This window comes from Pseudomonas citronellolis (assembly GCF_001586155.1).
Taxonomy (GTDB): Bacteria; Pseudomonadota; Gammaproteobacteria; order Pseudomonadales; family Pseudomonadaceae; genus Pseudomonas; species Pseudomonas citronellolis.
The window spans coordinates 6762628-6784768 of sequence record NZ_CP014158.1 but is presented as its reverse complement, the minus strand read 5'-3'; the positions used below and the strand labels follow the sequence as shown (position 1 = coordinate 6784768).

Genomic DNA, 22141 nt, shown 5'->3' with positions numbered 1-22141 from the left:
TCCTACCAGTTCGAATGTCTGGCGCCACTGTAGACCACCCGGAGCGCTTTGATAAGGCCGCTGAGCGGCGTCTTGGCCGAAAGTTCAAGGGCTAAACTGGTAGGACCAGTGCTGCGGCAACTGGACGCAGCCCCGCCCGGCGGTCCAGTCTGCGCCGACCTGAGACCCGTCAGTCCAGCAGCCGCCCGGCCCGCCGGGCGGCGCCACCCATAAGAAAAACCACCGTGTGAGACCCGATGAACATCCTCTACGATGAGCGCCTCGACGGCGCACTGCCGAAGGTGGACAAGGCCGCGCTGCTCGCCGAACTGCGCGCCGCGCTGCCGGACCTGGAGATCCTCCACGAGGCCGAGGACCTGCGCCCCTACGAGTGCGACGGCCTCTCCGCCTACCGCAGCACGCCGATGCTGGTGGTGCTGCCCGAACACGTCGAGCAGGTGCAGAGCCTGCTGCGCCTGTGCCACCGCATGCAGGTGCCGGTGGTCGCCCGCGGCGCCGGCACCGGGCTGTCCGGCGGCGCGCTGCCGCTGGAGCAGGGCGTGCTGCTGGTGATGGCGCGCTTCAAGCGCATCCTCGAAGTGAACCCCGAAGGCCGCTATGCCCGGGTGCAGCCCGGCGTGCGCAACCTGGCCATTTCCCTGGCCGCCGCGCCCCACGGCCTGTACTACGCGCCGGACCCGTCCTCGCAGATCGCCTGTTCCATCGGCGGCAACGTCGCCGAGAACGCCGGCGGCGTGCACTGCCTGAAGTACGGGCTGACGGTGCACAACCTGCTCAAGGTGGAAGTCCTCACCGTCGAAGGCGAGCGCCTGACCCTCGGCTCCGACGCCCTCGACAGCCCCGGCTTCGACCTGCTGGCGCTGTTCACCGGCTCCGAAGGCATGCTCGGCGTGGTGGTCGAGGTGACCGTCAAGCTGCTGCCCAAGCCGCAGGTGGCCAAGGTGCTGATGGCCAGCTTCGAGGACGTCGAGAAGGCCGGCCGCGCGGTGGGCGACATCATCGCCGAGGGCATCATCCCCGGCGGCCTGGAGATGATGGACAACCTGTCGATCCGCGCCGCCGAGGACTTCATCCACGCCGGCTACCCGGTGGACGCCGCGGCCATCCTGCTGTGCGAGCTGGACGGCGTGGAGTCCGACGTGCACGAGGACTGCGAGCGCGTCGACGCCGTGCTGCGCAAGGCCGGCGCCACCGACGTGCGCCTGGCCCGCGACGAGGAGGAACGCGCCAAGTTCTGGGCCGGGCGCAAGAACGCCTTCCCGGCGGTGGGGCGCATCTCGCCGGACTACTACTGCATGGACGGCACCATCCCGCGCCGCGAACTGCCGCGGGTGCTCAACGGCATCGCCGAGCTGTCCGACGAGTACGGCCTGCGGGTGGCCAACGTGTTTCACGCCGGCGACGGCAACATGCACCCGCTGATCCTCTTCGATGCCAACGTCCCCGGCGAACTGGAACGCGCCGAGGCCCTGGGCGGGAAGATCCTCGAACTCTGCGTGGCGGTGGGCGGCAGCATCACCGGCGAGCACGGCGTGGGCCGCGAGAAGATCAACCAGATGTGCGCCCAGTTCAACAGCGACGAGCTGACCCTGTTCCACGCCGTGAAGGCCGCCTTCGACCCGCAGGGCCTGCTCAACCCGGGCAAGAACATCCCGACCCTGCACCGCTGCGCCGAGTTCGGCGCCATGCACATCCACCACGGCCAGCTGCCGTTCCCGGAACTGGAGCGCTTCTGATGGACAAACAGCACTTCGACCCCCGGGCCGGCCACGACCGCAGCGCCGAGCTGCTCGAACAGGTGCGCCAGGCCCTGGCGGAAAAGACCGCCCTGGCCATCCGCGGCGGCTCCAGCAAGGCCTTCCTCGGCCGCTGGGTGGAGGCCCGCCCGCTGGACGTGGCCGGGCACACCGGCATCGTCTCCTACGACCCCACCGAACTGGTGATCACCGCCCGCGCCGGCACCCCGCTGCGCGAGCTGAACGCCGCGCTGGACAGCGCCGGGCAGATGCTCGCCTGCGAGGCGCCCTGTTTCACCGAGAACGCCACGGTCGGCGGCATGCTCGCCGCCGGGCTGTCCGGCCCGCGCCGGCCCTGGGCTGGCGCGGTGCGCGACTTCGTCCTCGGCACCCGGCTGATCAGTGGCCTGGGCACCCACCTGCGCTTCGGCGGCGAGGTGATGAAGAACGTCGCCGGCTACGACCTGTCGCGCCTGCTGGCCGGCAGCTTCGGTTGCCTGGGTGTGATCACCGAGGCCTCGTTCAAGGTCCTGCCCAAGCCACGCTGCCGCATCAGCCTGCGCCAGGCCATCCCGCTGGAGCGCGCCCTGCTGCGCCTCGGCGAATGGGGCCAGCAGCCGCTGCCGCTGAGCGCCGCCGCCCATGACGGCGAGCACCTGTACCTGCGCTTCGAAGGCAACGAAGGTTCGGTTCGCGCCGCCTGCGACCGCATCGGCGGCGACGCCCTGGACGACGCCTGGTGGGACGACCTGCGCGAACAGCGCCTGGACTTCTTCCGCGACCCGCGGCCGCTCTGGCGCCTGTCGCTGCCGGCGCTGAGCGCGCCGCTGGCGCTGCCCGGCGAGCAGCTGCTGGACTGGGGCGGCGCGCAGCGCTGGCTGAAATCCGAGGCCAACGCCGCGGAAATCCGCCAGGCCGTGAGCGCCGTCGGCGGCCACGCCAGCTGCTTCACCCCGGGCCACGTCGACGCGCCGCTGCACCCGCTGCCGGCGCCCCTGCTCAAGCTGCACCGCTCGCTGAAGCGCCAGCTCGACCCGCAGGGCATCTTCAACCCCGGGCGCATGTACGCCGACTTCTGACGCGGATAGACCTATGCAGACCAACCTGAGCGAAGCGGCCAAACGCCTGGCCCACGCCGAGGAAGCCGAACGCATCCTGCGCAGTTGCGTGCACTGCGGCTTCTGCAACGCCACCTGCCCGACCTACCAGGAACTGGGCGACGAACTGGACGGCCCGCGCGGACGCATCTACCTGATCAAGCAGTTCCTCGAACAGGACCAGGTCAGCGAGAAGACCCAGGAACACCTTGACCGCTGCTTGACCTGCCGCAACTGCGAAACCACCTGCCCCTCCGGCGTGGAGTACCACAAGCTGCTGGACATCGGCCGCGCCGCCATCGAAGTGCGCGTGCCGCGGCCGCTGGGCGAGCGCCTGCTGCGCGGCGGCCTGCGCGCCATCGTGCCGCGCCCGGCGCTGTTCAAGGCGCTGGTGAACACCGGCGAGGCGCTGCGGCCGATCCTTCCCGTGGCCCTGCGCAGCCACCTGCCGCGGGCCATCGCCCCGGCCGGCGTGCGCCCGGCCCAGCGCCACCAGCGCCGCGTGCTGATGCTCGAAGGCTGCGTGCAGCCGGCGCTGTCGCCCAACACCAACTCGGCCACCGCGCGGGTGCTGGACCGCCTCGGCATCAGCATCACCGCGGCGGCCCAGGCCGGCTGCTGCGGCGCCGTGGACTACCACCTCAACGCCCAGGACACCGGCCTGGACCGCGCCCGGCGCAACATCGACGCCTGGTGGCCGGCCATCGAGAGCGGCGCCGAGGCCATCGTGCAGACGGCCAGCGGCTGCGGCGCCTTCGTCAAGGAATACGGCTACCTGCTGCGCGACGACCCGCAGTACGCGGCCAAGGCCAGGCGCGTCAGCGAACTGGCCAAGGACCTGGTGGAAGTGATCCGCGCCGAACCGTTGGAAAGCCTCGGCCTGAACTGCGACCAGACCCTCGCCTTCCACTGCCCCTGCACCCTGCAGCACGCGCAGAAGCTCGGCGGCGCCGTCGAGGCGGTGCTCAAGCGCCTGGGCTTCAACCTCACCGCGGTGCCCGACAGCCACCTCTGCTGCGGCTCGGCCGGCACCTATTCACTGACCCAGCCGGAGCTCTCGCACAAGCTGCGCGACAACAAGCTGGACGCCCTGGAAAGCGGTCGGCCCGACCTGATCGCTACCGCCAACATCGGCTGCCAGACCCACCTCGACGGCGCCGGACGCACCCCCGTCCGGCACTGGATCGAACTGGTCGACCACGCCCTCAGCACCGGAAACTGACGCCATGCAAAGCAAAGCCGTACTCACCCAGCAAGAAGTCACCCGCATCCTCGCCGCCGCCCGCGCCGAGGCCCAGGCCAACCAATGGGCGGTGGCCATCGTGGTCGTGGACGACGGCGGCCACCCGCTGGCGCTGGAGCGCCTGGATGGCTGTGCGCCGGTCGGCGCCTACATCGCCACCGAGAAGGCCCGCAGCGCCGCCCTGGGCCGCCGCGAAACGCGCCTGTACGAAGAAATGATCAACAACGGCCGCACCGCCTTCCTCTCCGCCCCCGTGCTGCAGGGCACCCTGGAAGGCGGCGTGCCGGTCATCCATGACGGCCAGGTGATCGGCGCGGTGGGCGTCTCCGGCGTGCAGGCCGCGCAGGATGCCCAGGTGGCCAAGGCCGGCGTGGCCGCGCTCTAAGCACTCGACGAAGCACAGGAGAACCTTGCGATGACCCAACGAATCACCCGCCAGCGCCTGCAGGTCGCCGACGTGCTGCAACGCTTCATCGAGGAAGAAGCCCTGCCGGGCACCGGCGTGCAGGCCGAGGCCTTCTGGAAGGGCTTCGACGCCCTGGTCCACGAGCTGGCGCCGAAGAACCGCGGGCTGCTCGCCGAGCGCGACCGCCTGCAGACCGAGCTGGACACCTGGCACCGCGCCCACCCGGGCCCGATCCAGGACATGCCGGCCTACCGCGCCTTCCTCGAATCCATCGGCTACCTGCTGCCGGCGCCCGCCGCCGTGCAGGCCAGCACCGCCAACGTCGACAGCGAGATCACCCGGCAGGCCGGCCCGCAGCTGGTGGTGCCGGTGATGAACGCCCGCTACGCGCTGAACGCCGCCAACGCCCGCTGGGGCTCGCTGTACGACGCGCTCTACGGCACCGACGCCATCAGCGAGGACGACGGCGCCGAGAAGGGCAAGGGCTACAACCCGCGCCGCGGCGAGAAGGTCATCGCCTTCGCCCGCGCCTTCCTCGACCAGGCCGCGCCGCTGGCCCAGGGCAGCCACGCCGACGCCAGCGCCTACCGCATCGAGCAGGGCCAGCTGCGCGTGACCCTGGAGGACGGCAGCGTCGCCGGCCTGGCCGAGCCGGCGAAATTCGCCGGCTACCAGGGCGAGCCGCTGTCGCCCAAGGCCGTGCTGCTGAAGAACAACGGCCTGCACTTCGAGATCCAGATCGACCCCACCAGCCCCATCGGCCAGACCGACGCCGCCGGGGTGAAGGACGTGCTGGTCGAGGCCGCGCTGAGCACCATCCTCGACTGTGAGGACTCGGTGGCCGCGGTGGATGCCGAGGACAAGACCCTGGTCTACCGCAACCTGCTGGGCCTGATGAAGGGCGACCTCAGCGAGGCGGTGGAGAAGGGCGGCCAGAGCTTCGTCCGGCGCATGAACGCGGACCGCCAGTACACCGCCGCCGACGGTTCCAGCCTGACCCTGCACGGCCGCTCGCTGCTGTTCGTCCGCAACGTCGGCCACCTGATGACCACCCCGGCGATCCTCGACGAGAGCGGCGCGGAAATCCCCGAGGGCATCATGGACGCGGTGCTGACCGGCCTGGTCGCCATCCACGACCTGCAGCGCAAGGGCAACTCGCGCACCGGCAGCGTCTACATCGTCAAGCCGAAGATGCACGGCCCGGCCGAAGTGGCCTTCGCCGACGAGCTGTTCGGCCGCGTCGAGGACGTCCTCGGCCTACCGCGCAATACCCTGAAGATGGGCATCATGGACGAGGAGCGGCGCACCAGCGTCAACCTCCAGGCCTGCATCGGCGCCGCCGCGGCGCGGGTGGTGTTCATCAACACCGGCTTCCTCGACCGCACCGGCGACGAAATGCACAGCGCCATGGAAGCCGGCCCGATGCTGCGCAAGGGTGACATGAAGAGCACCAAGTGGATCGCCGCCTACGAGCGCAACAACGTGCTGGTCGGCCTGGCCTGCGGCCTGCGCGGCCGCGCGCAGATCGGCAAGGGCATGTGGGCCATGCCGGACCTGATGGCGGCCATGCTGGAACAGAAGATCGGCCACCCGAAATCCGGCGCCACCACCGCCTGGGTGCCGTCGCCCACCGCCGCCACCCTGCACGCCCTGCACTACCACCAGGTGGACGTGCAGGCGGTACAGGGCGAGCTGCAGAAGGTCGACCTGGCCGGCGTGCGCGACGAACTGCTCGACGACCTGCTGACGATTCCAGTGGCCGCGTCCGCCGACTGGAGCGCCGAGGCGCGCCAGGAAGAGCTGGACAACAACTGCCAGGGCATCCTCGGCTACGTGGTGCGCTGGGTCGAACAGGGCGTCGGCTGCTCCAAGGTGCCGGACATCCATGACGTCGGCCTGATGGAAGACCGCGCAACGCTGCGCATCTCCAGCCAGCACATCGCCAACTGGCTGCACCACGGCGTGGTCGGCGAGGCTCAGGTGCGCGAGACCCTGGAGCGCATGGCCAAGGTGGTCGACCAGCAGAACGCAGGTGATCCGGCCTACTGCCCGATGGCTGCGGACTACCAGGGTTCGGCGGCCTTCCAGGCGGCCAGCGACCTGGTGTTCAAGGGGCGCGAGCAGCCCAGCGGCTACACCGAGCCGCTGCTGCATGCCTGGCGCTTGCGGTACAAGGCGCAGCACTGAGTTCGCCCCTGGGTGTAGGAGCGAGCTTGCTCGCGAACGGAGTTTTGCCGGCTGGGGTCGGTGCGCGTCCTGAAGAGCCCCTCTCCCCAGCCCTCTCCCTGAAGGGAGAGGGGGCTAGCCCGTGCCGAGAGAAGGAATGGTTTCAGCCGGAAACTGCAGAGCTGCCGGCTGACTCTGAAATATCCGAGCACGCCGAACGGTCCCCTCTCCCTTCAGGGAGAGGGTTAGGGAGAGGGTGCGGTGCCACACCAAAACACCGACATTTCAGATGAGCACCATTCGCGAGCAAGCTCGCTCCTACGAAAAGCCAACCCCCACCCACGCACCACCCATCTTTGGTTGGCCCCCAACGCCCGCCCAACCGCCCGATGGCGTCTTGGCGCACGCCGGGAATTGCGTTAGCGTGCGGCCGCAACCGTGGTAACCCGCCCGAGGGGTAGACAATGAAAAAGTGGCAATGCGTAGTCTGCGGACTCATCTATGACGAATCCCAAGGCTGGCCGGAAGAGGGCATCGCAGCGGGCACCCGCTGGGAAGACGTGCCCGAGGACTGGCTGTGCCCGGACTGCGGCGTCGGCAAGCTGGACTTCGAGATGATCGAAATCGGCTGAGCCGTCCCGGCATCCCTGCGAGCGGCGGCCAGTGGCCGCCGTTTTCGTGTCCGGCCCCGTGCTTGAGCGCTTCGCGCGCTTGGCCGGGCTGCCGCCGGGCGCCGGCAACCCTGCCCTTGGCGGGGGGCGGAAAAGTGCGCTAGGTTGCCCTGGCAACCCGCAGGAGGTTCGACGATGCGCAAATGGCAATGCGTGGTCTGTGGCTTCATCTACGACGAGGCCCTCGGCCTGCCCGAGGAGGGCATCGCCCCCGGTACCCGCTGGGAAGACATTCCCGCCGACTGGGTCTGCCCCGACTGCGGCGTGGGCAAGATCGACTTCGAGATGATCGAGATCGCCTGACAGGCCCCGCGAAACCCTGAATTCCACCGAGCCGGCCAAGCCGCTCGGTCCCGTTCGATGTGGAGAATCCAATGAGCGAGAACGCACCGCTGGTGATCATCGGCACCGGCCTGGCCGGTTACAACCTGGCGCGCGAATGGCGCAAGCTGGACGCGGAAAGCCCGCTGCTGCTGATCACCGCCGACGACGGCCGCTCCTACTCCAAGCCGATGCTCTCCACCGGCTTCTCCAAGAACAAGGACGCCGACGGCCTGGCCATGGCCGAGCCCGGCGCCATGGCCGAGCAGCTGAAGGCGCGCATCCTCACCCACACCCGCGTCACCGGCATCGACCCGGGGCACAAGCGCATCTGGATCGGCGAGGAGCAGGTCGAGTACCGCGACCTGGTGCTGGCCTGGGGCGCCGAGACGATCCGCGTGCCGGTGCAGGGCGACGCCCTGGACGCCATCTTCCCGATCAACGACCTGGAGGACTACGCGCGCTTCCGCGCCGCGGCCGCCGGCAAGCGCCGCGTGCTGCTGCTGGGCGCCGGCCTGATCGGCTGCGAGTTCGCCAACGACCTGTCCGCCGGCGGCTACCGGATCGACGTAGTCGCCCCCTGCGAGCAGGTCATGCCCGGCCTGCTGCACCCCGCCGCCGCGGCGGCCGTGCAGGCCGGCCTGGAAGGCCTGGGCGTACGCTTCCACCTGGGCCCGGTGCTCAACCGCCTGGAGCGCGCCGGCGAGAGCCTGGAGGCGCACCTGTCGGATGGCCAGGTGATCCCCTGCGACCTGGTGGTCTCGGCCGTCGGCCTGCGCCCGCGCATCGACCTGGCCGCCGAGTCGGGCCTGGAGGTCAACCGCGGCGTGGTGGTGAACCGCGAGCTGCGCACCTCCCACGCCAACATCTACGCCCTGGGCGATTGCGCCGAGGTCGACGGCTTCAACCTGCTCTACGTGATGCCGCTGATGAGCTGCGCCCGCGCCCTGGCCCAGACCCTGGCGGGCAAGCCGACAGCAGTGTCTTACGGCCCCATGCCGGTCACCGTGAAGACCCCGGTGTGCCCGCTGGTGGTCTCGCCGCCGCCCCGCGGCAGCGATGGCCAATGGCTCGTGGAAGGCTCTGGCGCGGACCTCAAGGTGCTATGCCGGGATACCGCCGGTCGCTTGCTCGGCTACGCCCTGACCGGCGCGGCAGTCAGCGAAAAACTCTCGCTGAACAAGGAGTTGCCGGCACTTCTGGCTTGAAAGTCCTCGGTTATGGCGCTTCTGTCGTGGGAATGTATCCGCAAATTGTCAGACGATACTGGCGTACCAGCCTGCGGCGTGCCATCCTCCCCCCGTCTGCCGCAGCCTAGAGCCTGTAGGGCCTGGGCCGCGGTGCCTTAGGCGCTGTTGGGAAGACAGCACGGACACAAAAACAACAAACCGTCAAAGAGGCATCTATGCGTAAACCAGAACTCGCCGCCGCGATCGCCGAGAAGGCCGACCTCACCAAAGAACAAGCCAACAAGGTGCTGAACGCGCTGCTGGATGAGATCACCGGCGCGCTGAACCGCAAAGACAGCGTCACCCTCGTTGGTTTTGGCACCTTCATCCAGCGCCACCGTGGCGCCCGCACCGGCAAGAACCCGCAGACCGGCCAGCCGGTGAAGATCAAGGCCAGCAACACCGTTGCCTTCAAGCCGGGCAAGGCCCTGAAGGACGCCGTCAACTAAGGCTGTTCCCAGCCCCGGAGCCAGAGCGGCTCCGGGCTACTCTCGCCGTTACATTTCCCTTCGAAAGTACGGATGTAGTCCTTTCGGCTAATCGCTACAATGCGCAGTCATTTGTCTCGAACGCCGAGGTCTGTGCATGAAATTCCGTCTTCTGTTGTGGTTCCTCGGCCGTATGATGGCCAAGTCCTCGCGCGACAACCCGGCCTTCCGCCAGCAGCTCGAGGGCAAGGACCTGGTGTTCCAGCTGCACAGCCTGGACGGCAAGGTTGCCCGCCACTACATCGTCCGCGACCAACGCGTCAGCGCCCGCCGCGGCGTGCACCCGCAGCCGGCCTTCGCCATCGGCTTCCGCGACAGCGCCTACGGCTTCGCCACCCTCACCTCGAAGAACCCGCAGCTGGCCTTCATGCAGGGCATCCAGAACAAGGACATCCAGATCCAGGGCAACCCGGCGCTGGTGATCTGGTTCCAGGGCCTGGTGAAGTACCTCAAGCCGAAGAAGAAAGCCGCGGCCAAGGCGGTGGAGAAGGAAGCGGCCTGAGGCTGCCCTTGTCCGCTCCTACCGTTCACCGCGAGGCACGGCATTCCTCATGTAGGAGCGCGCCCTGCGCGCGAAATCGCGGGCAGGGCCCGCTCCTACAGTTCGCTGGGATGCATGGCATTCCCCCTGTAGGAGCGGACCTTGTCCGCGATAGCCGGACATATCGGCGCGATTCGCGGATGAGTTCCGCTACGCTGCGCCACCCGCGGCATTCCCCTGTAGGAGCAACTGTCTTGCCGGCTGCGCCAAGGCGCTTTTCGTAGGATGGGTTGAGCCTTGGCGAAACCCATGCGGTCGTGGCGATGGTATCGCTTCGCTCAACGCCATCCTACGGGTCTTGTGTTTGCCGGAGGGCGCGCTCCTACAGGTCTGTCCGCAGCCAGATCAGTGCGGGCTGTTCATCTGCGAAGCCAGCTCGCGCAGCACGGCTTCGGCGTCCAGTACCTTGCGCACCGCGTCCTCGGCCCTTTCCCGGGGGATGTCCAGGCAGTCGAGCAGGGCTTGCGGCACGCCCTGCTGCGGGCCGCTGCCGATGCCGTTCTGGCGCAGCAGGCGGGTAGCCAGGCAGACCAGGTTGGCGTAGGCGGCATTGGGGCCGGCGTAGTCCGGGTCGTGCTGGAAGCGCAGCGCGGTGTAGATCTCCTCGGGCATGTCCCAGGCGCGCATCAGCCAGGCGCCGATCTGCTCGCGGGTGATGCCCAGCAGGTGCTGCTCGACAAGGTTGTGCGGCACGTGCGGGTTGACCTCCAGGTGCCGGCAGATCAGCGAGAAGTGCGGCGGGAAGATGTGCGCCAGGACCAGGTAGCCGATGCTGTGCAGCAGCCCGCCGAGGTAGGTCAGGCCGGCTTCCGGGCGCTCGGCGCGGGGCACTGCGCGGGTCAGGCCCTCGATCACCGCGGCGGTGTAGATCGCCTGCTGCCAGTAGGGCGTGGCGTGCTGCGGCTGGTCCTTGGGCAGGCTCAGGGTCTTGCCCAGGGCCAGGCCGAGGGCCAGGTTGATCACCAGGTCGAAGCCCAGCACGCGGACGATGGCGTCTTCCACCGAGCGGATCTTGCCGGGCGCGGCGTAGTAGGGCGAGGCGGCCCAGCTGACCACCTGGGCGGCCAGCGCCGGGTCGGTCTCGACCACGCCGGTGATGTCGTCCACGGTGGCGTTGGGGTCCACCCGCAGCTTGATGATCTTCTGTGCGGTCTTGGGCAGCGGCGGGATCTCGATGGTCTCTTCCAGGCGCTGCTGGATGCGCCGCGCGGTGAAGGCCTGCACCGCCTGGGTGATCTCGGCGCGATCGTCGTTGGGGCGGTCGAGGTTCGGCCGGATCTGCTCCAGGGGTACGCCGAAGCGCGCCGCGCTGGCCTTCTCCAGCACCTGGCGGAAGTCGCCGGTGGCGATCTCCAGCAGGGTGCCGGGGTTGCCGGATTCGATCAGCAGCTGCGGCTCCTGCAGCAGGCGCTCGTCGTACAGGCAGGGCGAGCTGGTCAGCGGCGGCAGCGCCGGCAGGCGGCTGAGCTGGTGCTTGCCGAGCATGCGCTCCAGGCGCTCCGGCTTGATCGCCAGCAGCTTGCGCCCGGTCAGCTCGGTCAGGCGGTTGAGGTCCAGCAGCTGGTTCTGCGGGAAGAGCACCAGCAGGGTGCCCACCGAGTCTTCCAGCAGGCTCGCCTGCACGCGGCGGGCGCTGGGCAGCTGGTCGTCGTCGGGCAGCTCGCGGCAGGGCACGCCGAGGCGGCCGAGCAGCTGGAGGATGACCGATGGGGCGGGGATGGCTTCGGCGAGTGCGGCTTCGCTCATGGGCTTTGTGATCCGGTTAGCAACTGCAGCCGGGAGTATACCCAGCGGCTATTCGTGACTGGCCAGTCATCCGACCGGTGAAATTGAAGCAGGTCACACTTGACCGTATTGCTGGCCATGTCGGAGCCAACGCTCCAGCAGCGGGCCGACGTGCTGCGGCCAGCGCGCCAGCAGGGCCTGGGCGGCGTCGCGCACCGCCGGCAGCAGGTCGGCGTCGCGCATCAGGTCCGCGACCTTGAACTGTAGCAGACCGGTCTGCCGCGTCCCGAGCATCTCGCCGGGGCCGCGCAGCTCCAGGTCGCGCTCGGCGATGACGAAGCCGTCGCAGGTCTCGCGCATGATCGCCAGGCGTTCGCGGCCGATCTGCGACAGCGGCGGATGGTAGAGCAGCACGCAGTGGCTCGCCGCGCTGCCGCGGCCGACGCGCCCGCGCAGTTGGTGCAGCTGGGCCAGGCCGAGGCGCTCGGGGTTCTCGATGATCATCAGGCTGGCGTTGGGCACGTCCACGCCGACCTCGATCACCGTGGTCGCCACCAGCAGTTGCAGCAGGCCCTCCTTGAAGGCCTCCATCACCGTGGCCTTCTCCGCCGGCTTCATGCGCCCGTGGATCAGGCCCACGCGCAATTCGCCCAGGGCCGCGGCGAGTTCCTCGTAGGTGGTCTCGGCGGCCTGGCAGGTGAGTTCTTCGGATTCTTCGATCAGCGTGCACACCCAGTAGGCCTGGCGGCCTTCGCGGCAGGCGGCGCGGACGCGCTCGATCACTTCGATGCGGCGGCTGTCGGCGACCAGCACGGTGTTCACCGGCGTGCGCCCGGGCGGCAGCTCGTCGAGGATCGAGGTGTCCAGGTCGGCGTAGGCGCTCATCGCCAGGGTCCGCGGGATGGGCGTGGCGGTCATGATCAGCTGGTGCGGGCAGAGCCGGCCGTCGACGCCCTTCTGGCGCAGGGCCAGGCGCTGCTGCACGCCGAAGCGGTGCTGCTCGTCGATGATCACCAGGGCCAGGTGCTTGAACTTCACCTCGTCCTGGAACAGCGCGTGGGTGCCGACCACCATGGGCACGCCGGCGGCGATCTGCTCCAGTGCGGCGGCGCGCGCCTTGCCCTTGAGCTTGCCGGCCAGCCAGGCGACCTCGATGCCCAGCGGCTGCATCCACTTGCTGAAGTTGAGGTAGTGCTGTTCGGCGAGGATTTCCGTGGGCGCCATCAGCGCCACCTGGTAGCCGGCCTCCAGGGCCTGTAGCGCGGCCAGGGCGGCGACCACCGTCTTGCCGGCGCCGACGTCGCCCTGCACCAGGCGCAGCATGGGTTCGGGCTGCGCCAGGTCGTAGGCGATCTCCGCGCCCACGCGCTGTTGCGCGCCGGTGGGGGCGAAGCCGAGGTTGGCCAGGAAGCGCTGCGGCAGTTTCTTCGCCGGCGGCAGCTCGGGCGCGTGCTGGGCGCGCAGGCTCTCGCGCAGGCGCTGCAGCGACAGCTGGTGCGTCAGCAGTTCCTCGAAGGCCAGGCGGTGCTGGGCCCAGTGGCGACCCTCGGCGAGTTCTTCCAGGTTGGCGTCCGGCGGCGGCCGGTGCAGGTAACGGATGGCTTCGTCGAGGGGCGCCAGGCGGTAGTCACGGGCCAGCTCCTCGGGCAGCCAGTCCGGCAGGCTGTTCGGCCCCAGGCGCGCCAGGGCCTGCTGGCTGAGGGTGCGCAGGCGCTGCTGGGTGAGGCCTTCGGTGGTCGGGTAGATGGGCGTGAGGGTCTGCTCCACCGGGGCCGGCGCGGCGTCGTTCAGCGCGCGGTACTCGGGGTGGTAGATCTCCAGGCCCGAGGCGCCGGGGCGGGCCTCGCCGTAGCAGCGCAGGTGGGTGCCGCGCTTGAGGCCTTCCTTCTGCGCCTGGCTGAAGTGGTAGAAGCGCAGGCTCAGGGTGCCGCTGCCGTCCTGCAGGCGCACCAGCAGGCTGCGGCGCTTGCCCATGACCACGTCGGCGCCGGACACCACGCCCTCGACCACCGCGTCCTGGCCCGGGCGCAGCGCGCCTATGGGGGTGACGCGGGTGCGGTCCTGGTAGCGCAGCGGCAGGTGGAAGAGGATGTCCTGGAGGTTTTCCAGGCCCACCCGCGCCAGCTTTTCCTCCAGCGCGGCGCCGACGCCCTTGAGCGCCGTGACCGGGACGTTGGCCAGCTCGGTCATGCCGGTTGGGCGTCGCCCTTGGCGGTCGGCCGGGCCACCGAGCACAGGCGGATGGAGTCGGCCAGCACCTCGATGGCGCGCGGCCGCGGGAAGCTGGCGCGCCAGGCGATGGCCACGGTGCGCAGCGGCGCCGGTGGGGTGAACGGGCGGATCTCGATCACCCCGGGGGCATAGTGGTGGCTGTCCACCGCCGAGAACGGCAGCACCGACACGCCCAGGCCGGAGGCGACCATGTGGCGGATGGTCTCCAGCGAGCTGGATTCCACGGTGGTGTGGCGGTTTTCCTCGCCCCTGCGGGTGGTCGGGCAGGCTTCCAGCACCTGGTCGCGGAAGCAGTGGCCCTCGCCGAGCAGCAGCAGGCTCTTGTCGTTGAGCATCTCGGCATCGATGGTCTGCCGGGCGGTCCAGGGGTGGTCGGCCGGCATCAGCACGTAGAAGGGCTCGTCGAACAGCGGCAGGGTGAGGACGTCGGCCTCCTGGAACGGCAGGGCGATGATGATCGCGTCCAGCTCGCCGGTGCGCAGCTTGTCGCGCAGGATGTGGGTGAAGTTCTCTTCGATGTACAGCGGCATCTGCGGCGCCACCCGGTGCAGCTGCGGGATCAGGTGCGGGAACAGGTAGGGGCCGATGGTGTAGATGGCGCCGACCTTCAGCGGCGAGGTCAACTGGTTCTTGCCGGCCTGGGCCAGCTCGCGGATGCCCTGGGCCTGCTCCAGCACCTTCTGCGCCTGGGCCACGATGCCTTCGCCCACCGGGGTCAGGCGCACCGCGCTCTTGCTGCGCTCGAAGATCAGCACGCCGAGCTCGTCCTCCAGCTTCTTCACGCCGACCGACAGGGTCGGCTGGCTGACGTGGCAGCGCTCGGCGGCGCGGCCGAAATGCTGCTCCTGGGCGAGCGTGACGATGTAGCGCAGTTCGGTGAGGGTCATGGCGACTAATCCGTTGAGTTGGGCCAAGCATAGCGGCTGCGCGGTTGCGAACCAACCGCGCTAAACTCCGGGGCCCTGTCTTTAGGAGGCGAAGATGCCTGCGAATGTTCTGATCGCCGGTTGCGGCGACGTCGGCAGCCGCCTCGGCCGCCAGTTGGCCGCCGAGGGTTGGCGCGTGTACGGGCTGCGCCGCGATGCCGCCGCGCTGCCCGCGGGCATCCTGCCGGTGGCCGGCGACCTGGGCAGAGCCGAGTGCCCGCCGGCCTGGCCCGAGGGCGAGTTGGACTACCTGGTCTACGCCGCCGCCGCGACCCAGCACGACGAGGCCGGCTACCGCGCCGCCTACGTCGAGGGCCTGCGCCACTGCCTGGGCTGGCTGCAGCAGCGCGGGCAGCGGCCCAGGCGTGTGCTGTTCGTCTCCAGCAGCGGCGTCTACGCCCAGGCGGACGGCGAGTGGATCGACGAGAACTCGCCCGCCGAGGCCCGGCAGTATTCCGGACGGATCATGCTCGACGCCGAGCGCGTGGCGCTGGACAGTGGCATCCCCGCTACCGTGGTGCGCCTGACCGGCATCTACGGCCCCGGCCGCGAGTGGCTGCTCAAGCAGGTGCGCGAAGGCTACCGGGTGGCCGTCGAGCCGCCGCTGTACGCCAACCGCATCCATGCCGAGGACGCCGCCGGGCTGCTGGCCTGCCTGCTGCGCGCCGATGCTGCGGGCAAGCCGCTGGAAGACTGCTACATCGGCGTGGACGACGCACCCGCGCCGCTGGCCGAAGTGGTGGATTACCTGCGCGGGCTCATGGGCGTCAGCCACTGGGCGGACGAGCAGAGCGTGCGCCGCACCGGCAGCAAGCGCTGCAGCAACGCCCGCGCCAGGGCGCTGGGCTGGGTGCCGCGCTACCCCAGCTACCGCGAGGGCTACGCCGCCATCCTCGCCGGGCGCGAGGACTGAGGTGGACGCCAACCGGCTGCTGGCGTAGTGAGAGCTGATTCGAGTGAGTGCTTGCCTTTGCTCGGATTGCGAGTCAAGCGACTACGCCAATGAAAATGTCGAGGTCGCGTGGCAATGGCTGGTTCAGTAGAGTGGCTATTCGCTGAACTTGTTCTTTTGTTAGCAACCACTCGCCACATGCCATGGCCTCGATGTTTTCATGCCCCAGGGCCCGGATGACCGAATGCTCCAACCTAGGGGCGATGTCCAGTTCGAACTTCAACGAATCATCTTCGCTATCGTCTGGTAAGAAACCCGTGATGTGCAGATACACAGTGTCCTCCTTGCTTCACTTCGGTGTGTTTCTGTCGGCCTGTGGCGGTTTGGTCCGTTTGCCGGTTTCCGGATCAAACTCGCCTAGGTGCCTGCCTTGCCTGTCATAGAGTTCAACGGTGCCATGACGAGCGTCCCACTCATAGATTCGGCCTTTGCTGTCTTTCCATCGCTTACGCCGAGCATGGCCGCCTTGGACGGTATTCTTCGCCTTGACCGGTAAGGCATCAGGAAACGCAGAGAGTGTTTTAGGGGCGGGATGATAGTGGTGATCACCCGCAACACTCAGCGAGATGTAGATCGGCTGAAGACCGGTATCGGCCGGAAACCAGATGATGGCGTCCTGATAATCCGGCGGATATACCGGGTTGACCAGGATCTGCTTGACCGCCTCGCTGGGGGGATAGACCCATAAGATAGGAAGTGTCGGTGCTCCTTCGAGAGCTGGAATGCCCAGTACGGTGCTTGGGTCGACGTGTGGTGGTCCGCTTGTAACACACTTCGCAGTGATGCCCTGCCCACTCTTCCGTCATCTGGTAATGACTCCTGACATCGGTCCGGACAGCCGGAAGCGGAATTGTTGGCTGTGCCGCGCGTGAAAAAATCGGGAGGACATGTTGCCGGGAGATGGAAAGGGCGGAGAGATAGCGAAAGCTGAAAGGGCAGTAGGAGAGGGCGATGATTTTTGCGCGTACTGTCTTGCGGGAAGCTGTATTTGCAGGGAGGCACTGCGCGTCAGAATGCCCCTATGACCTTATGGCGTTTGCTGCCGGATGGCCGCCCGGCAGCAAAGAACTCTGGTCAGCGGTTTTTTCCCGAGGCGCCGGCGGCTCAGTCGCGTTCCAGCAGCCAGACGCGCTTGCCCGGGGCGTATTCGGGCATCTCGTCGGCCTGGGCGCGGTTCACCGCTTCGAAGAGTTCGAGCTTGTCGTCCTCGCGCTGGAACAGGTATTCGCGGCCCTGGCGGCCCTGTTGCAGCCAGATGCTGTCGCTGTCGCCGCTCATGGCCGCGCAGTCGCCGGCCAGGCACAGGGCGTAGCGGTCGGCGCTGGGCATGCCCTCCACGCGGCCGTCGGCCTGGAAGGTCACCTTGCTGCCCTGGCCCGGGCCTTCCTGGATCACCCAGGTGCCCTTGAGGAAGCTGCCGTACAGGGCGCGCTGGAAGCTGGCGCCGATGGGTGCCGGGCCCTGCTGTTCGGGACGGGCGAAGCGCTGTTCCGGCCAGTTCTCGCTGCCCACCTGCACCAGTTGCTTGCCGTCCACCGCCAGCTCTTCCTGCTTGCTGCCGTAGAAGGCCACCTGCCAGTGCTTCTTGTCCGCCGGGTCCTGGCTCAGCTGGCCTTCGCCCTGTTCGAAGCCGTTGCTGAAGGTGGCTTGCTGGCTCTTGGTGTCGAGCCGCCATTCCAGGTTGGGCCCGTAGGCCAGCAGCGCCTCGCGCAGCTTGCCGCTCTTGCTGGCGGCGTCGATGGCGGCCTGGTTGATCCAGGTGCCGGACGGATCGGGGGTGCCGGCGCAGCCGGTCAGCAGGCCAAGCAGGGCGCTCAGGACGAGGGCGCGACGCATGCGGGTGCTCCTTGCGGACGAACGGGGAAAAACGAACGGGGCCGCGAGGGCCCCGTTCGGGAGTGGAGGCTTACTCCAGGACGACGATGGCGTCCATCTCGACCTGGGCGCCCTTGGGCAGGGCGGCCACGCCGATGGCGGCGCGCGCCGGGTAGGGCTGGGTGAAGTAGCGGCCCATGATCTCGTTGACCTTGGCGAAGTGCGACAGATCGGTGAGGAAGATGTTCAGCTTGGCCACGTCGTGCAGGTAGCCGCCGGAAGCCTCGATCACCGCCTTGAGGTTCTCGAACACCTGGACGACTTGCTCCTCGAAGCCCTCGACCAGCTCCATGGTCTGCGGGTTCAGCGGGATCTGCCCGGAGACGTAGACGGTGTTGCCGGCCTTGATCGCCTGGGAGTAGGTGCCGATGGCCGCGGGGGCCTTGTCGGTGTGGATAACGGTCTTGGTCATGTCGACTCCTTGCGAGGGGTGGGATCAGCTGCGCACGCGGGTGATCCGGACCACCCCCTTGAGCGCGCGCAGCTTCTTGATGACGCGGGCCAGGTGCACGCGGTCGTGCACGCTGACCACCAATTGGACCACGCTGACGCGACCGTCGCGCTCGTCCATGCTGATCTTCTCGATGTTGCCGTCGGCGGCGTTGACGCTGGTCGCCAGCAGGGCGATCAGGCCGCGCTGGTGTTCCAGCTCGACGCGCAGCTCGACGTTGAACTCGCCGGTGACATCCTTGGCCCAGCTGAGCTGGATGCATTTTTCCGGGTTGTTGCGGATTTCGCTGATGTTCCTGCAGCTTTCCAGGTGCACCACCATGCCCTTGCCGGCCGACAGGTGGCCGACGATGGGGTCGCCGGGGATCGGCGTGCAGCACTTGGCGTAGCTCAGCACCAGGCCCTCGGTGCCGCGGATCGCCAGCGGCCCCTCGGCGTTGGTGGCGGCGGCGTCGCCTTCGCTGGAGAGCAGGCGGCGGGCGACCACGTAGGCCATGCGGTTGCCCAGGCCGATTTCCTCGAGCAGGTCCTCGAAGACTTCCATGCGGTACTCGTTGAGCACGCCCTGTATGCGTTCGGCGGGGATTTTCTCCAGGTGGCTGTCGAAGCCGGCGAGGGTCTTGTTCAGCAGGCGCTCGCCGAGGCTGATGGACTCGGAGCGGCGCTGCTGCTTGAGGGCGTGGCGGATGTGCGTGCGCGCCTTGCCGGTGACCACGAAGTTGAGCCAGGCCGGGTTCGGCCGGGTGCCCGGCGCGGTGACGATTTCCACCGTCTGGCCGCTCTGCAGCGGTTCGGACAGCGGCGCCAGGCGGCGGTTGATGCGGCAGGCGATGCAACTGTTGCCCACGTCGGTGTGCACCGCGTAGGCGAAGTCCACCGCCGTGGAGCCCTTGGGCAGCTCCATGATGCGGCCCTTGGGCGTGAAGATGTAGACCTCGTCCGGGAACAGGTCGATCTTCACGTTCTCGATGAATTCCAGCGAGTTGCCGGCGCGCTGCTGCAGTTCGAGGATGCCCTTGACCCATTGGCGGGCGCGGGCGTGGGTGCCTTTCTGCACCTCGTCCTCGTTGGACTTGTACAGCCAGTGCGCGGCGATGCCGTGGTTGGCCATCTCTTCCATCTCGCGGGTGCGGATCTGGATCTCGATGGGCACGCCGTGCATGCCGAACAGGGTGGTGTGCAGCGACTGGTAGCCGTTGGCCTTGGGAATCGCGATGTAGTCCTTGAAGCGGCCGGGGAACGGCTTGTACAGGTTGTGCACGGCGCCGAGCACGCGGTAGCAGGTGTCGACCTTGTCGACGATGATGCGGAAGGCGTAGACGTCCATGATCTCGTTGAACGCCTTGCGCTTGCCGCGCATCTTCTTGTAGATGCTGAACAGGTGCTTCTCGCGGCCCAGCACCTGGCCTTCCATGCCCTCGCGGGCCAGGCAGTTGACCAGCGATTCCTGGATCTTGCCGACGATCTCGCGGCGGTTGCCGCGGGCCTTCTTCACCGCCTGGCGGATGCGCTCGGAGCGCATCGGGTGCATGGCCTTGAAGCCCAGGTCCTCGAATTCCACGCGCATGCTGTGCATGCCCAGGCGGTTGGCGATGGGTGCGTAGATTTCCAGGGTTTCCTTGGCGATGCGCCGGCGCTTCTCGCCGGACAGCACTTCCAGGGTGCGCATGTTGTGCAGGCGGTCGGCCAGCTTGACCAGGATCACGCGGATGTCGCGGGCCATGGCCATGGCCATCTTCTGGAAGTTCTCGGCCTGGGCCTCGGCCTTGGACTCGAAGTTCATCTGGGTCAGCTTGCTGACCCCGTCCACCAGTTCCGAGACGGTTTCGCCGAACTGCGCGGTGAGCGCTTCCTTGGCGATGCCGGTGTCCTCGATCACGTCGTGCAGCATGGCCGCCATCAGGCTCTGATGGTCCATGTGCATGTCGGCGAGGATGTTGGCGACGGCGAGCGGATGGGTGACGTAGGCCTCGCCGCTGCGGCGGCGCTGCCCGTCGTGGGCCTGCTCGGCGTAGTAGTAGGCACGGCGGACCAGGTTGACCTGGTCCGGACCGAGATAGCTCGAGAGCCGGTCGGCGAAGGCGTCTATGCTCGGCAAGGCATCACCCCCTGCCGAGTGGACGGCGCCTGTGGTCGTCGGCCGGTCATCGAATTACAGGGCCTCGTTGTTGGCCTCGTCTTCGAAGGCGGCGAACAGCGGTTCTTCTTCAACCACGTCCTCCTGCTGAACGACTTCAGCATCGACCAGGCCGGAAGCGATCTCGCGCAGGGCGACCACGGTGGGCTTGTCGTTTTCCCAGGCTACCTTCGGCTCCTTGCCGCCGGTGGCCAGCTGGCGCGCGCGCTTGGTGGCGAGCATGACCAGCTCGAAACGGTTATCGACGTTGTCCAGGCAGTCTTCGACGGTGACGCGGGCCATGGTGTTCCTCGTTGCGGAAAATGGAGCCCGGGTTTCCGGGCGGACTGAATAGTCTAAAAAATCGCCAATCTTTATGGAAGGGCCGTTTGTTATGCCGACGGCTGCAACAGCTCCTCGAGCAACCGCTCGTGGCGCTTCTGCTGGGCGTCCTGGCGCAGCTGGCGGGCACGGAAGATCGACTTGAGGTCTTCCAGAGCATGGGCGAAATCGTCGTTGATCACCAGATGATCGTATTCGACGTAGTGACTCATTTCGTTGACCGCCTCGCGCATGCGCCGCTCGATCACCTCGTCGCTGTCCTGGCCGCGGTTGGTCAGGCGCTGGCGCAGGGCGTGCTGGCTCGGCGGCAGGATGAAGATCGACTGCGCGTGGGGCATCAGCCGGCGCACCTGCTGGGCGCCCTGCCAGTCGATCTCGAGGATCAGGTCGAGGCCTTCGGCGAGGGTCTTTTCCACCCAGCGCTGCGAGGTGCCGTAGAGGTTGCCGAAGACTTCGGCGTGCTCGAGGAATTCGTCGCGTTCGAGCATGGCGGTGAAGGTGTCGCGGCCGACGAAGTGGTAGTTCACCCCGTCCACCTCGCCCGGGCGCATGCCGCGAGTGGTGTGGGAGACCGAGACGCGCACGCTGGGCATGGCCTCGAGCAGCGACTTCACCAGGCTGGTCTTGCCGGCGCCGGAAGGCGCGGAAACGATGTAGAGGGTGCCGGACATGACTGAATCCTGGGGCTATGGGTGGAAAGCGAGCGCGCGGCTCACTCGATATTCTGGACCTGCTCGCGCATCTGTTCGATGAGCACCTTGAGGTTCACCGCGGCCTGGGTCGAGCGCGGGTCGAAGGCCTTGGAGCCGAGTGTGTTGGCCTCGCGGTTGAGTTCCTGCATGAGGAAATCCAGGCGGCGGCCGGCGGCGCCACCGGCCTTGAGCACCCGGCGCACCTCGGCGACGTGGGTGCTCAGGCGGTCGAGTTCCTCGGCGACGTCGCTCTTCTGCGCCAGCAGGACCATTTCCTGCTCCAGGCGCTGCGGGTCGGCTTCCAGTTTCAGTTCGGCGAAGCGGTCGAGGATCTTCTGCCGCTGGTTGCCGAGCATCTGCGGCACCAGTTCGCGCAGGTTGGCCACTTCTTCCTGCATGGCGCCCAGGCGCTCGTCGATGATCCGCGCCAGTTCCGCGCCTTCGCGGGCACGGCCGGCCTTGAGCTCGTCCAGCGCCTGGTTGAAGGCGGTCATGGCCTCGGCGTTGAGCGCCTGCGGGTCGGCGGCATCGCCCACCAGCACGCCCGGCCAGGCCAGCACGGCCAGCGGGTCGATGGGCGCCGGCTGCTTGATCAGCGCGGCCACGCCCTCGGCGGCGGCCACCAGTTGCGCGGCGCGCTCGCGGTCGACCTGCAGCGGCTTGCCGGCGGTGTCCTCGTTGAAGCGCAGGGTGCATTCCACCTTGCCGCGCGACAGGCCCTGGCGCAGCGCCTCGCGCACCGGCCCTTCGAGGTCGCGGAAGGTTTCCGGCAGGCGCAGGTTCGGCTCCAGGTAGCGGTGGTTCACCGAGCGCAGTTCCCAGCTCAGGGTCCCATTGGTCCCGGCCCGTTCGACGCGGGCGAAGGCGGTCATGCTGTGAACCATGGGGCTACCTCGCTGTGATTCGGCTGAAAGCGATGAAATGTCATCGTGA

At 68.1% G+C, this 22141-nt stretch carries 22 protein-coding genes; 11 read left to right on the top strand and 11 right to left on the bottom strand.

The features are described from left to right. The first annotated feature begins 236 nt into the window (after positions 1 to 236). The 10 genes from glcD to PcP3B5_RS29580 all read left to right on the top strand — a co-directional run bounded on the left by glcD (position 237) and on the right by PcP3B5_RS29580 (position 9859). Positions 237 to 1736 carry a glycolate oxidase subunit GlcD gene (glcD, locus tag PcP3B5_RS29625; RefSeq protein ID WP_061563114.1) on the top strand — a complete coding sequence of 500 codons (1500 nt, stop codon included), beginning with the start codon at positions 237 to 239 and terminating at the stop codon, positions 1734 to 1736. Further along, positions 1736 to 2815 carry a glycolate oxidase subunit GlcE gene (gene glcE, locus PcP3B5_RS29620; RefSeq protein ID WP_061563113.1) on the top strand — a complete coding sequence of 360 codons (1080 nt, stop codon included), beginning with the start codon at positions 1736 to 1738 and terminating at the stop codon, positions 2813 to 2815. The genes glcD and glcE overlap by 1 nt, the downstream gene beginning before the upstream one ends. Before the next feature lie 13 nt (positions 2816 to 2828). Then, positions 2829 to 4055 carry a glycolate oxidase subunit GlcF gene (gene glcF / locus PcP3B5_RS29615; RefSeq protein ID WP_061563112.1) on the top strand — a complete coding sequence of 409 codons (1227 nt, stop codon included), beginning with the start codon at positions 2829 to 2831 and terminating at the stop codon, positions 4053 to 4055. Positions 4056 to 4059: 4 nt separating this feature from the next. Further along, complete coding sequence (locus tag PcP3B5_RS29610; RefSeq protein WP_009614175.1) at positions 4060 to 4461, top strand: heme-binding protein; 402 nt, start codon at positions 4060 to 4062, stop codon at positions 4459 to 4461. Between the two features lie 30 nt (positions 4462 to 4491). Beyond that, on the top strand, positions 4492 to 6669 hold the full coding sequence (locus PcP3B5_RS29605) for a malate synthase G (RefSeq protein ID WP_061563111.1): 2178 nt from the start codon (positions 4492 to 4494) through the stop codon (positions 6667 to 6669). 443 nt (positions 6670 to 7112) lie between these two features. Continuing rightward, complete coding sequence (locus PcP3B5_RS29600) at positions 7113 to 7280, top strand: rubredoxin (protein ID WP_009614173.1); 168 nt, start codon at positions 7113 to 7115, stop codon at positions 7278 to 7280. 174 nt (positions 7281 to 7454) lie between these two features. Beyond that, positions 7455 to 7622, top strand: a complete 168-nt coding sequence (locus PcP3B5_RS29595; RefSeq protein WP_009614171.1) for a rubredoxin — start codon at positions 7455 to 7457, stop codon at positions 7620 to 7622. Positions 7623 to 7693: 71 nt separating this feature from the next. After that, positions 7694 to 8848, top strand: a complete 1155-nt coding sequence (locus PcP3B5_RS29590; RefSeq protein WP_061563110.1) for an NAD(P)/FAD-dependent oxidoreductase — start codon at positions 7694 to 7696, stop codon at positions 8846 to 8848. Positions 8849 to 9045: 197 nt separating this feature from the next. Continuing rightward, entirely contained in the window at positions 9046 to 9318 is a 273-nt protein-coding gene (locus PcP3B5_RS29585; RefSeq protein WP_009614168.1) for an HU family DNA-binding protein, read from the top strand. A 136-nt stretch (positions 9319 to 9454) separates the two neighbouring features. Then, positions 9455 to 9859: a helicase gene (locus PcP3B5_RS29580; RefSeq protein ID WP_043268101.1), complete on the top strand. Its 405-nt coding sequence runs from the start codon at positions 9455 to 9457 to the stop codon at positions 9857 to 9859. 384 nt (positions 9860 to 10243) lie between these two features. On the opposite strand, the gene PcP3B5_RS29575 is transcribed toward PcP3B5_RS29580, so the two are convergent. The 3 genes from PcP3B5_RS29575 to PcP3B5_RS29565 form a co-directional block, all read right to left on the bottom strand. Then, positions 10244 to 11644, bottom strand: coding sequence for an aminoacyl-tRNA deacylase and HDOD domain-containing protein (locus PcP3B5_RS29575; RefSeq protein ID WP_061563109.1), 1401 nt, complete (start codon positions 11642 to 11644; stop codon positions 10244 to 10246). Positions 11645 to 11737: 93 nt separating this feature from the next. Next, positions 11738 to 13813 carry an ATP-dependent DNA helicase RecG gene (gene recG, locus PcP3B5_RS29570; protein WP_061563108.1) on the bottom strand — a complete coding sequence of 692 codons (2076 nt, stop codon included), beginning with the start codon at positions 13811 to 13813 and terminating at the stop codon, positions 11738 to 11740. After that, positions 13810 to 14742: a hydrogen peroxide-inducible genes activator gene (locus PcP3B5_RS29565; protein WP_009614159.1), complete on the bottom strand. Its 933-nt coding sequence runs from the start codon at positions 14740 to 14742 to the stop codon at positions 13810 to 13812. Before PcP3B5_RS29565 ends, recG begins: the two co-directional genes overlap by 4 nt. Positions 14743 to 14836: 94 nt before the next feature. On the opposite strand from PcP3B5_RS29565, the gene PcP3B5_RS29560 reads away from it, so the two are divergent. Beyond that, positions 14837 to 15694: an NAD-dependent epimerase/dehydratase family protein gene (locus PcP3B5_RS29560; protein WP_061563107.1), complete on the top strand. Its 858-nt coding sequence runs from the start codon at positions 14837 to 14839 to the stop codon at positions 15692 to 15694. Positions 15695 to 15767: 73 nt separating this feature from the next. Here the strand turns inward: PcP3B5_RS29560 and PcP3B5_RS29555 are convergent, their stop codons facing one another. From PcP3B5_RS29555 to PcP3B5_RS29525, 8 genes are all read right to left on the bottom strand, one after another. Further along, entirely contained in the window at positions 15768 to 16007 is a 240-nt protein-coding gene (locus PcP3B5_RS29555; RefSeq protein WP_061563106.1) for a pyocin S6 family toxin immunity protein, read from the bottom strand. 15 nt (positions 16008 to 16022) lie between these two features. After that, the gene (locus PcP3B5_RS31250; RefSeq protein WP_237143123.1) at positions 16023 to 16424 is read right to left on the bottom strand and encodes a colicin E3/pyocin S6 family cytotoxin; all 402 of its coding nucleotides are present in this window, start codon (positions 16422 to 16424) and stop codon (positions 16023 to 16025) included. Positions 16425 to 16837: 413 nt separating this feature from the next. Beyond that, entirely contained in the window at positions 16838 to 17569 is a 732-nt protein-coding gene (locus PcP3B5_RS29550) for a hypothetical protein (protein WP_043268109.1), read from the bottom strand. Between the two features lie 70 nt (positions 17570 to 17639). Further along, the gene (locus tag PcP3B5_RS29545) at positions 17640 to 18020 is read right to left on the bottom strand and encodes a RidA family protein (RefSeq protein ID WP_009614149.1); all 381 of its coding nucleotides are present in this window, start codon (positions 18018 to 18020) and stop codon (positions 17640 to 17642) included. A 24-nt stretch (positions 18021 to 18044) separates the two neighbouring features. Then, positions 18045 to 20156 (bottom strand): bifunctional GTP diphosphokinase/guanosine-3',5'-bis pyrophosphate 3'-pyrophosphohydrolase, encoded by a 2112-nt coding sequence (spoT, locus tag PcP3B5_RS29540; RefSeq protein ID WP_043268111.1) that lies wholly within the window; start codon positions 20154 to 20156, stop codon positions 18045 to 18047. 54 nt (positions 20157 to 20210) lie between these two features. Further along, positions 20211 to 20477 (bottom strand): DNA-directed RNA polymerase subunit omega, encoded by a 267-nt coding sequence (gene rpoZ / locus PcP3B5_RS29535; protein ID WP_009614145.1) that lies wholly within the window; start codon positions 20475 to 20477, stop codon positions 20211 to 20213. 89 nt (positions 20478 to 20566) lie between these two features. Then, a complete protein-coding gene (gmk, locus tag PcP3B5_RS29530) occupies positions 20567 to 21187 on the bottom strand; it encodes a guanylate kinase (RefSeq protein WP_009614143.1) in 621 nt (206 codons plus the stop codon). 41 nt (positions 21188 to 21228) lie between these two features. Beyond that, entirely contained in the window at positions 21229 to 22092 is an 864-nt protein-coding gene (locus tag PcP3B5_RS29525; RefSeq protein ID WP_043315007.1) for a YicC/YloC family endoribonuclease, read from the bottom strand. Positions 22093 to 22141: the final 49 nt, after the last annotated feature.

What these genes read in the sequence shown, in the direction of transcription:
- glcD (WP_061563114.1), top strand. Translation starts at nt 237, where the DNA reads ATGAACATCCTCTACGATGAGCGCCTCGACGGCGCACTGCCGAAGGTG.
- glcE (WP_061563113.1), top strand. Translation starts at nt 1,736, where the DNA reads ATGGACAAACAGCACTTCGACCCCCGGGCCGGCCACGACCGCAGCGCC.
- glcF (WP_061563112.1), top strand. Translation starts at nt 2,829, where the DNA reads ATGCAGACCAACCTGAGCGAAGCGGCCAAACGCCTGGCCCACGCCGAG.
- PcP3B5_RS29610 (WP_009614175.1), top strand. Translation starts at nt 4,060, where the DNA reads ATGCAAAGCAAAGCCGTACTCACCCAGCAAGAAGTCACCCGCATCCTC.
- PcP3B5_RS29605 (WP_061563111.1), top strand. Translation starts at nt 4,492, where the DNA reads ATGACCCAACGAATCACCCGCCAGCGCCTGCAGGTCGCCGACGTGCTG.
- PcP3B5_RS29600 (WP_009614173.1), top strand. Translation starts at nt 7,113, where the DNA reads ATGAAAAAGTGGCAATGCGTAGTCTGCGGACTCATCTATGACGAATCC.
- PcP3B5_RS29595 (WP_009614171.1), top strand. Translation starts at nt 7,455, where the DNA reads ATGCGCAAATGGCAATGCGTGGTCTGTGGCTTCATCTACGACGAGGCC.
- PcP3B5_RS29590 (WP_061563110.1), top strand. Translation starts at nt 7,694, where the DNA reads ATGAGCGAGAACGCACCGCTGGTGATCATCGGCACCGGCCTGGCCGGT.
- PcP3B5_RS29585 (WP_009614168.1), top strand. Translation starts at nt 9,046, where the DNA reads ATGCGTAAACCAGAACTCGCCGCCGCGATCGCCGAGAAGGCCGACCTC.
- PcP3B5_RS29580 (WP_043268101.1), top strand. Translation starts at nt 9,455, where the DNA reads ATGAAATTCCGTCTTCTGTTGTGGTTCCTCGGCCGTATGATGGCCAAG.
- PcP3B5_RS29575 (WP_061563109.1), bottom strand. Translation starts at nt 11,644, where the DNA reads ATGAGCGAAGCCGCACTCGCCGAAGCCATCCCCGCCCCATCGGTCATC.
- recG (WP_061563108.1), bottom strand. Translation starts at nt 13,813, where the DNA reads ATGACCGAGCTGGCCAACGTCCCGGTCACGGCGCTCAAGGGCGTCGGC.
- PcP3B5_RS29565 (WP_009614159.1), bottom strand. Translation starts at nt 14,742, where the DNA reads ATGACCCTCACCGAACTGCGCTACATCGTCACGCTCGCCCAGGAGCAG.
- PcP3B5_RS29560 (WP_061563107.1), top strand. Translation starts at nt 14,837, where the DNA reads ATGCCTGCGAATGTTCTGATCGCCGGTTGCGGCGACGTCGGCAGCCGC.
- PcP3B5_RS29550 (WP_043268109.1), bottom strand. Translation starts at nt 17,569, where the DNA reads ATGCGTCGCGCCCTCGTCCTGAGCGCCCTGCTTGGCCTGCTGACCGGC.
- PcP3B5_RS29545 (WP_009614149.1), bottom strand. Translation starts at nt 18,020, where the DNA reads ATGACCAAGACCGTTATCCACACCGACAAGGCCCCCGCGGCCATCGGC.
- rpoZ (WP_009614145.1), bottom strand. Translation starts at nt 20,477, where the DNA reads ATGGCCCGCGTCACCGTCGAAGACTGCCTGGACAACGTCGATAACCGT.
- gmk (WP_009614143.1), bottom strand. Translation starts at nt 21,187, where the DNA reads ATGTCCGGCACCCTCTACATCGTTTCCGCGCCTTCCGGCGCCGGCAAG.
- PcP3B5_RS29525 (WP_043315007.1), bottom strand. Translation starts at nt 22,092, where the DNA reads ATGGTTCACAGCATGACCGCCTTCGCCCGCGTCGAACGGGCCGGGACC.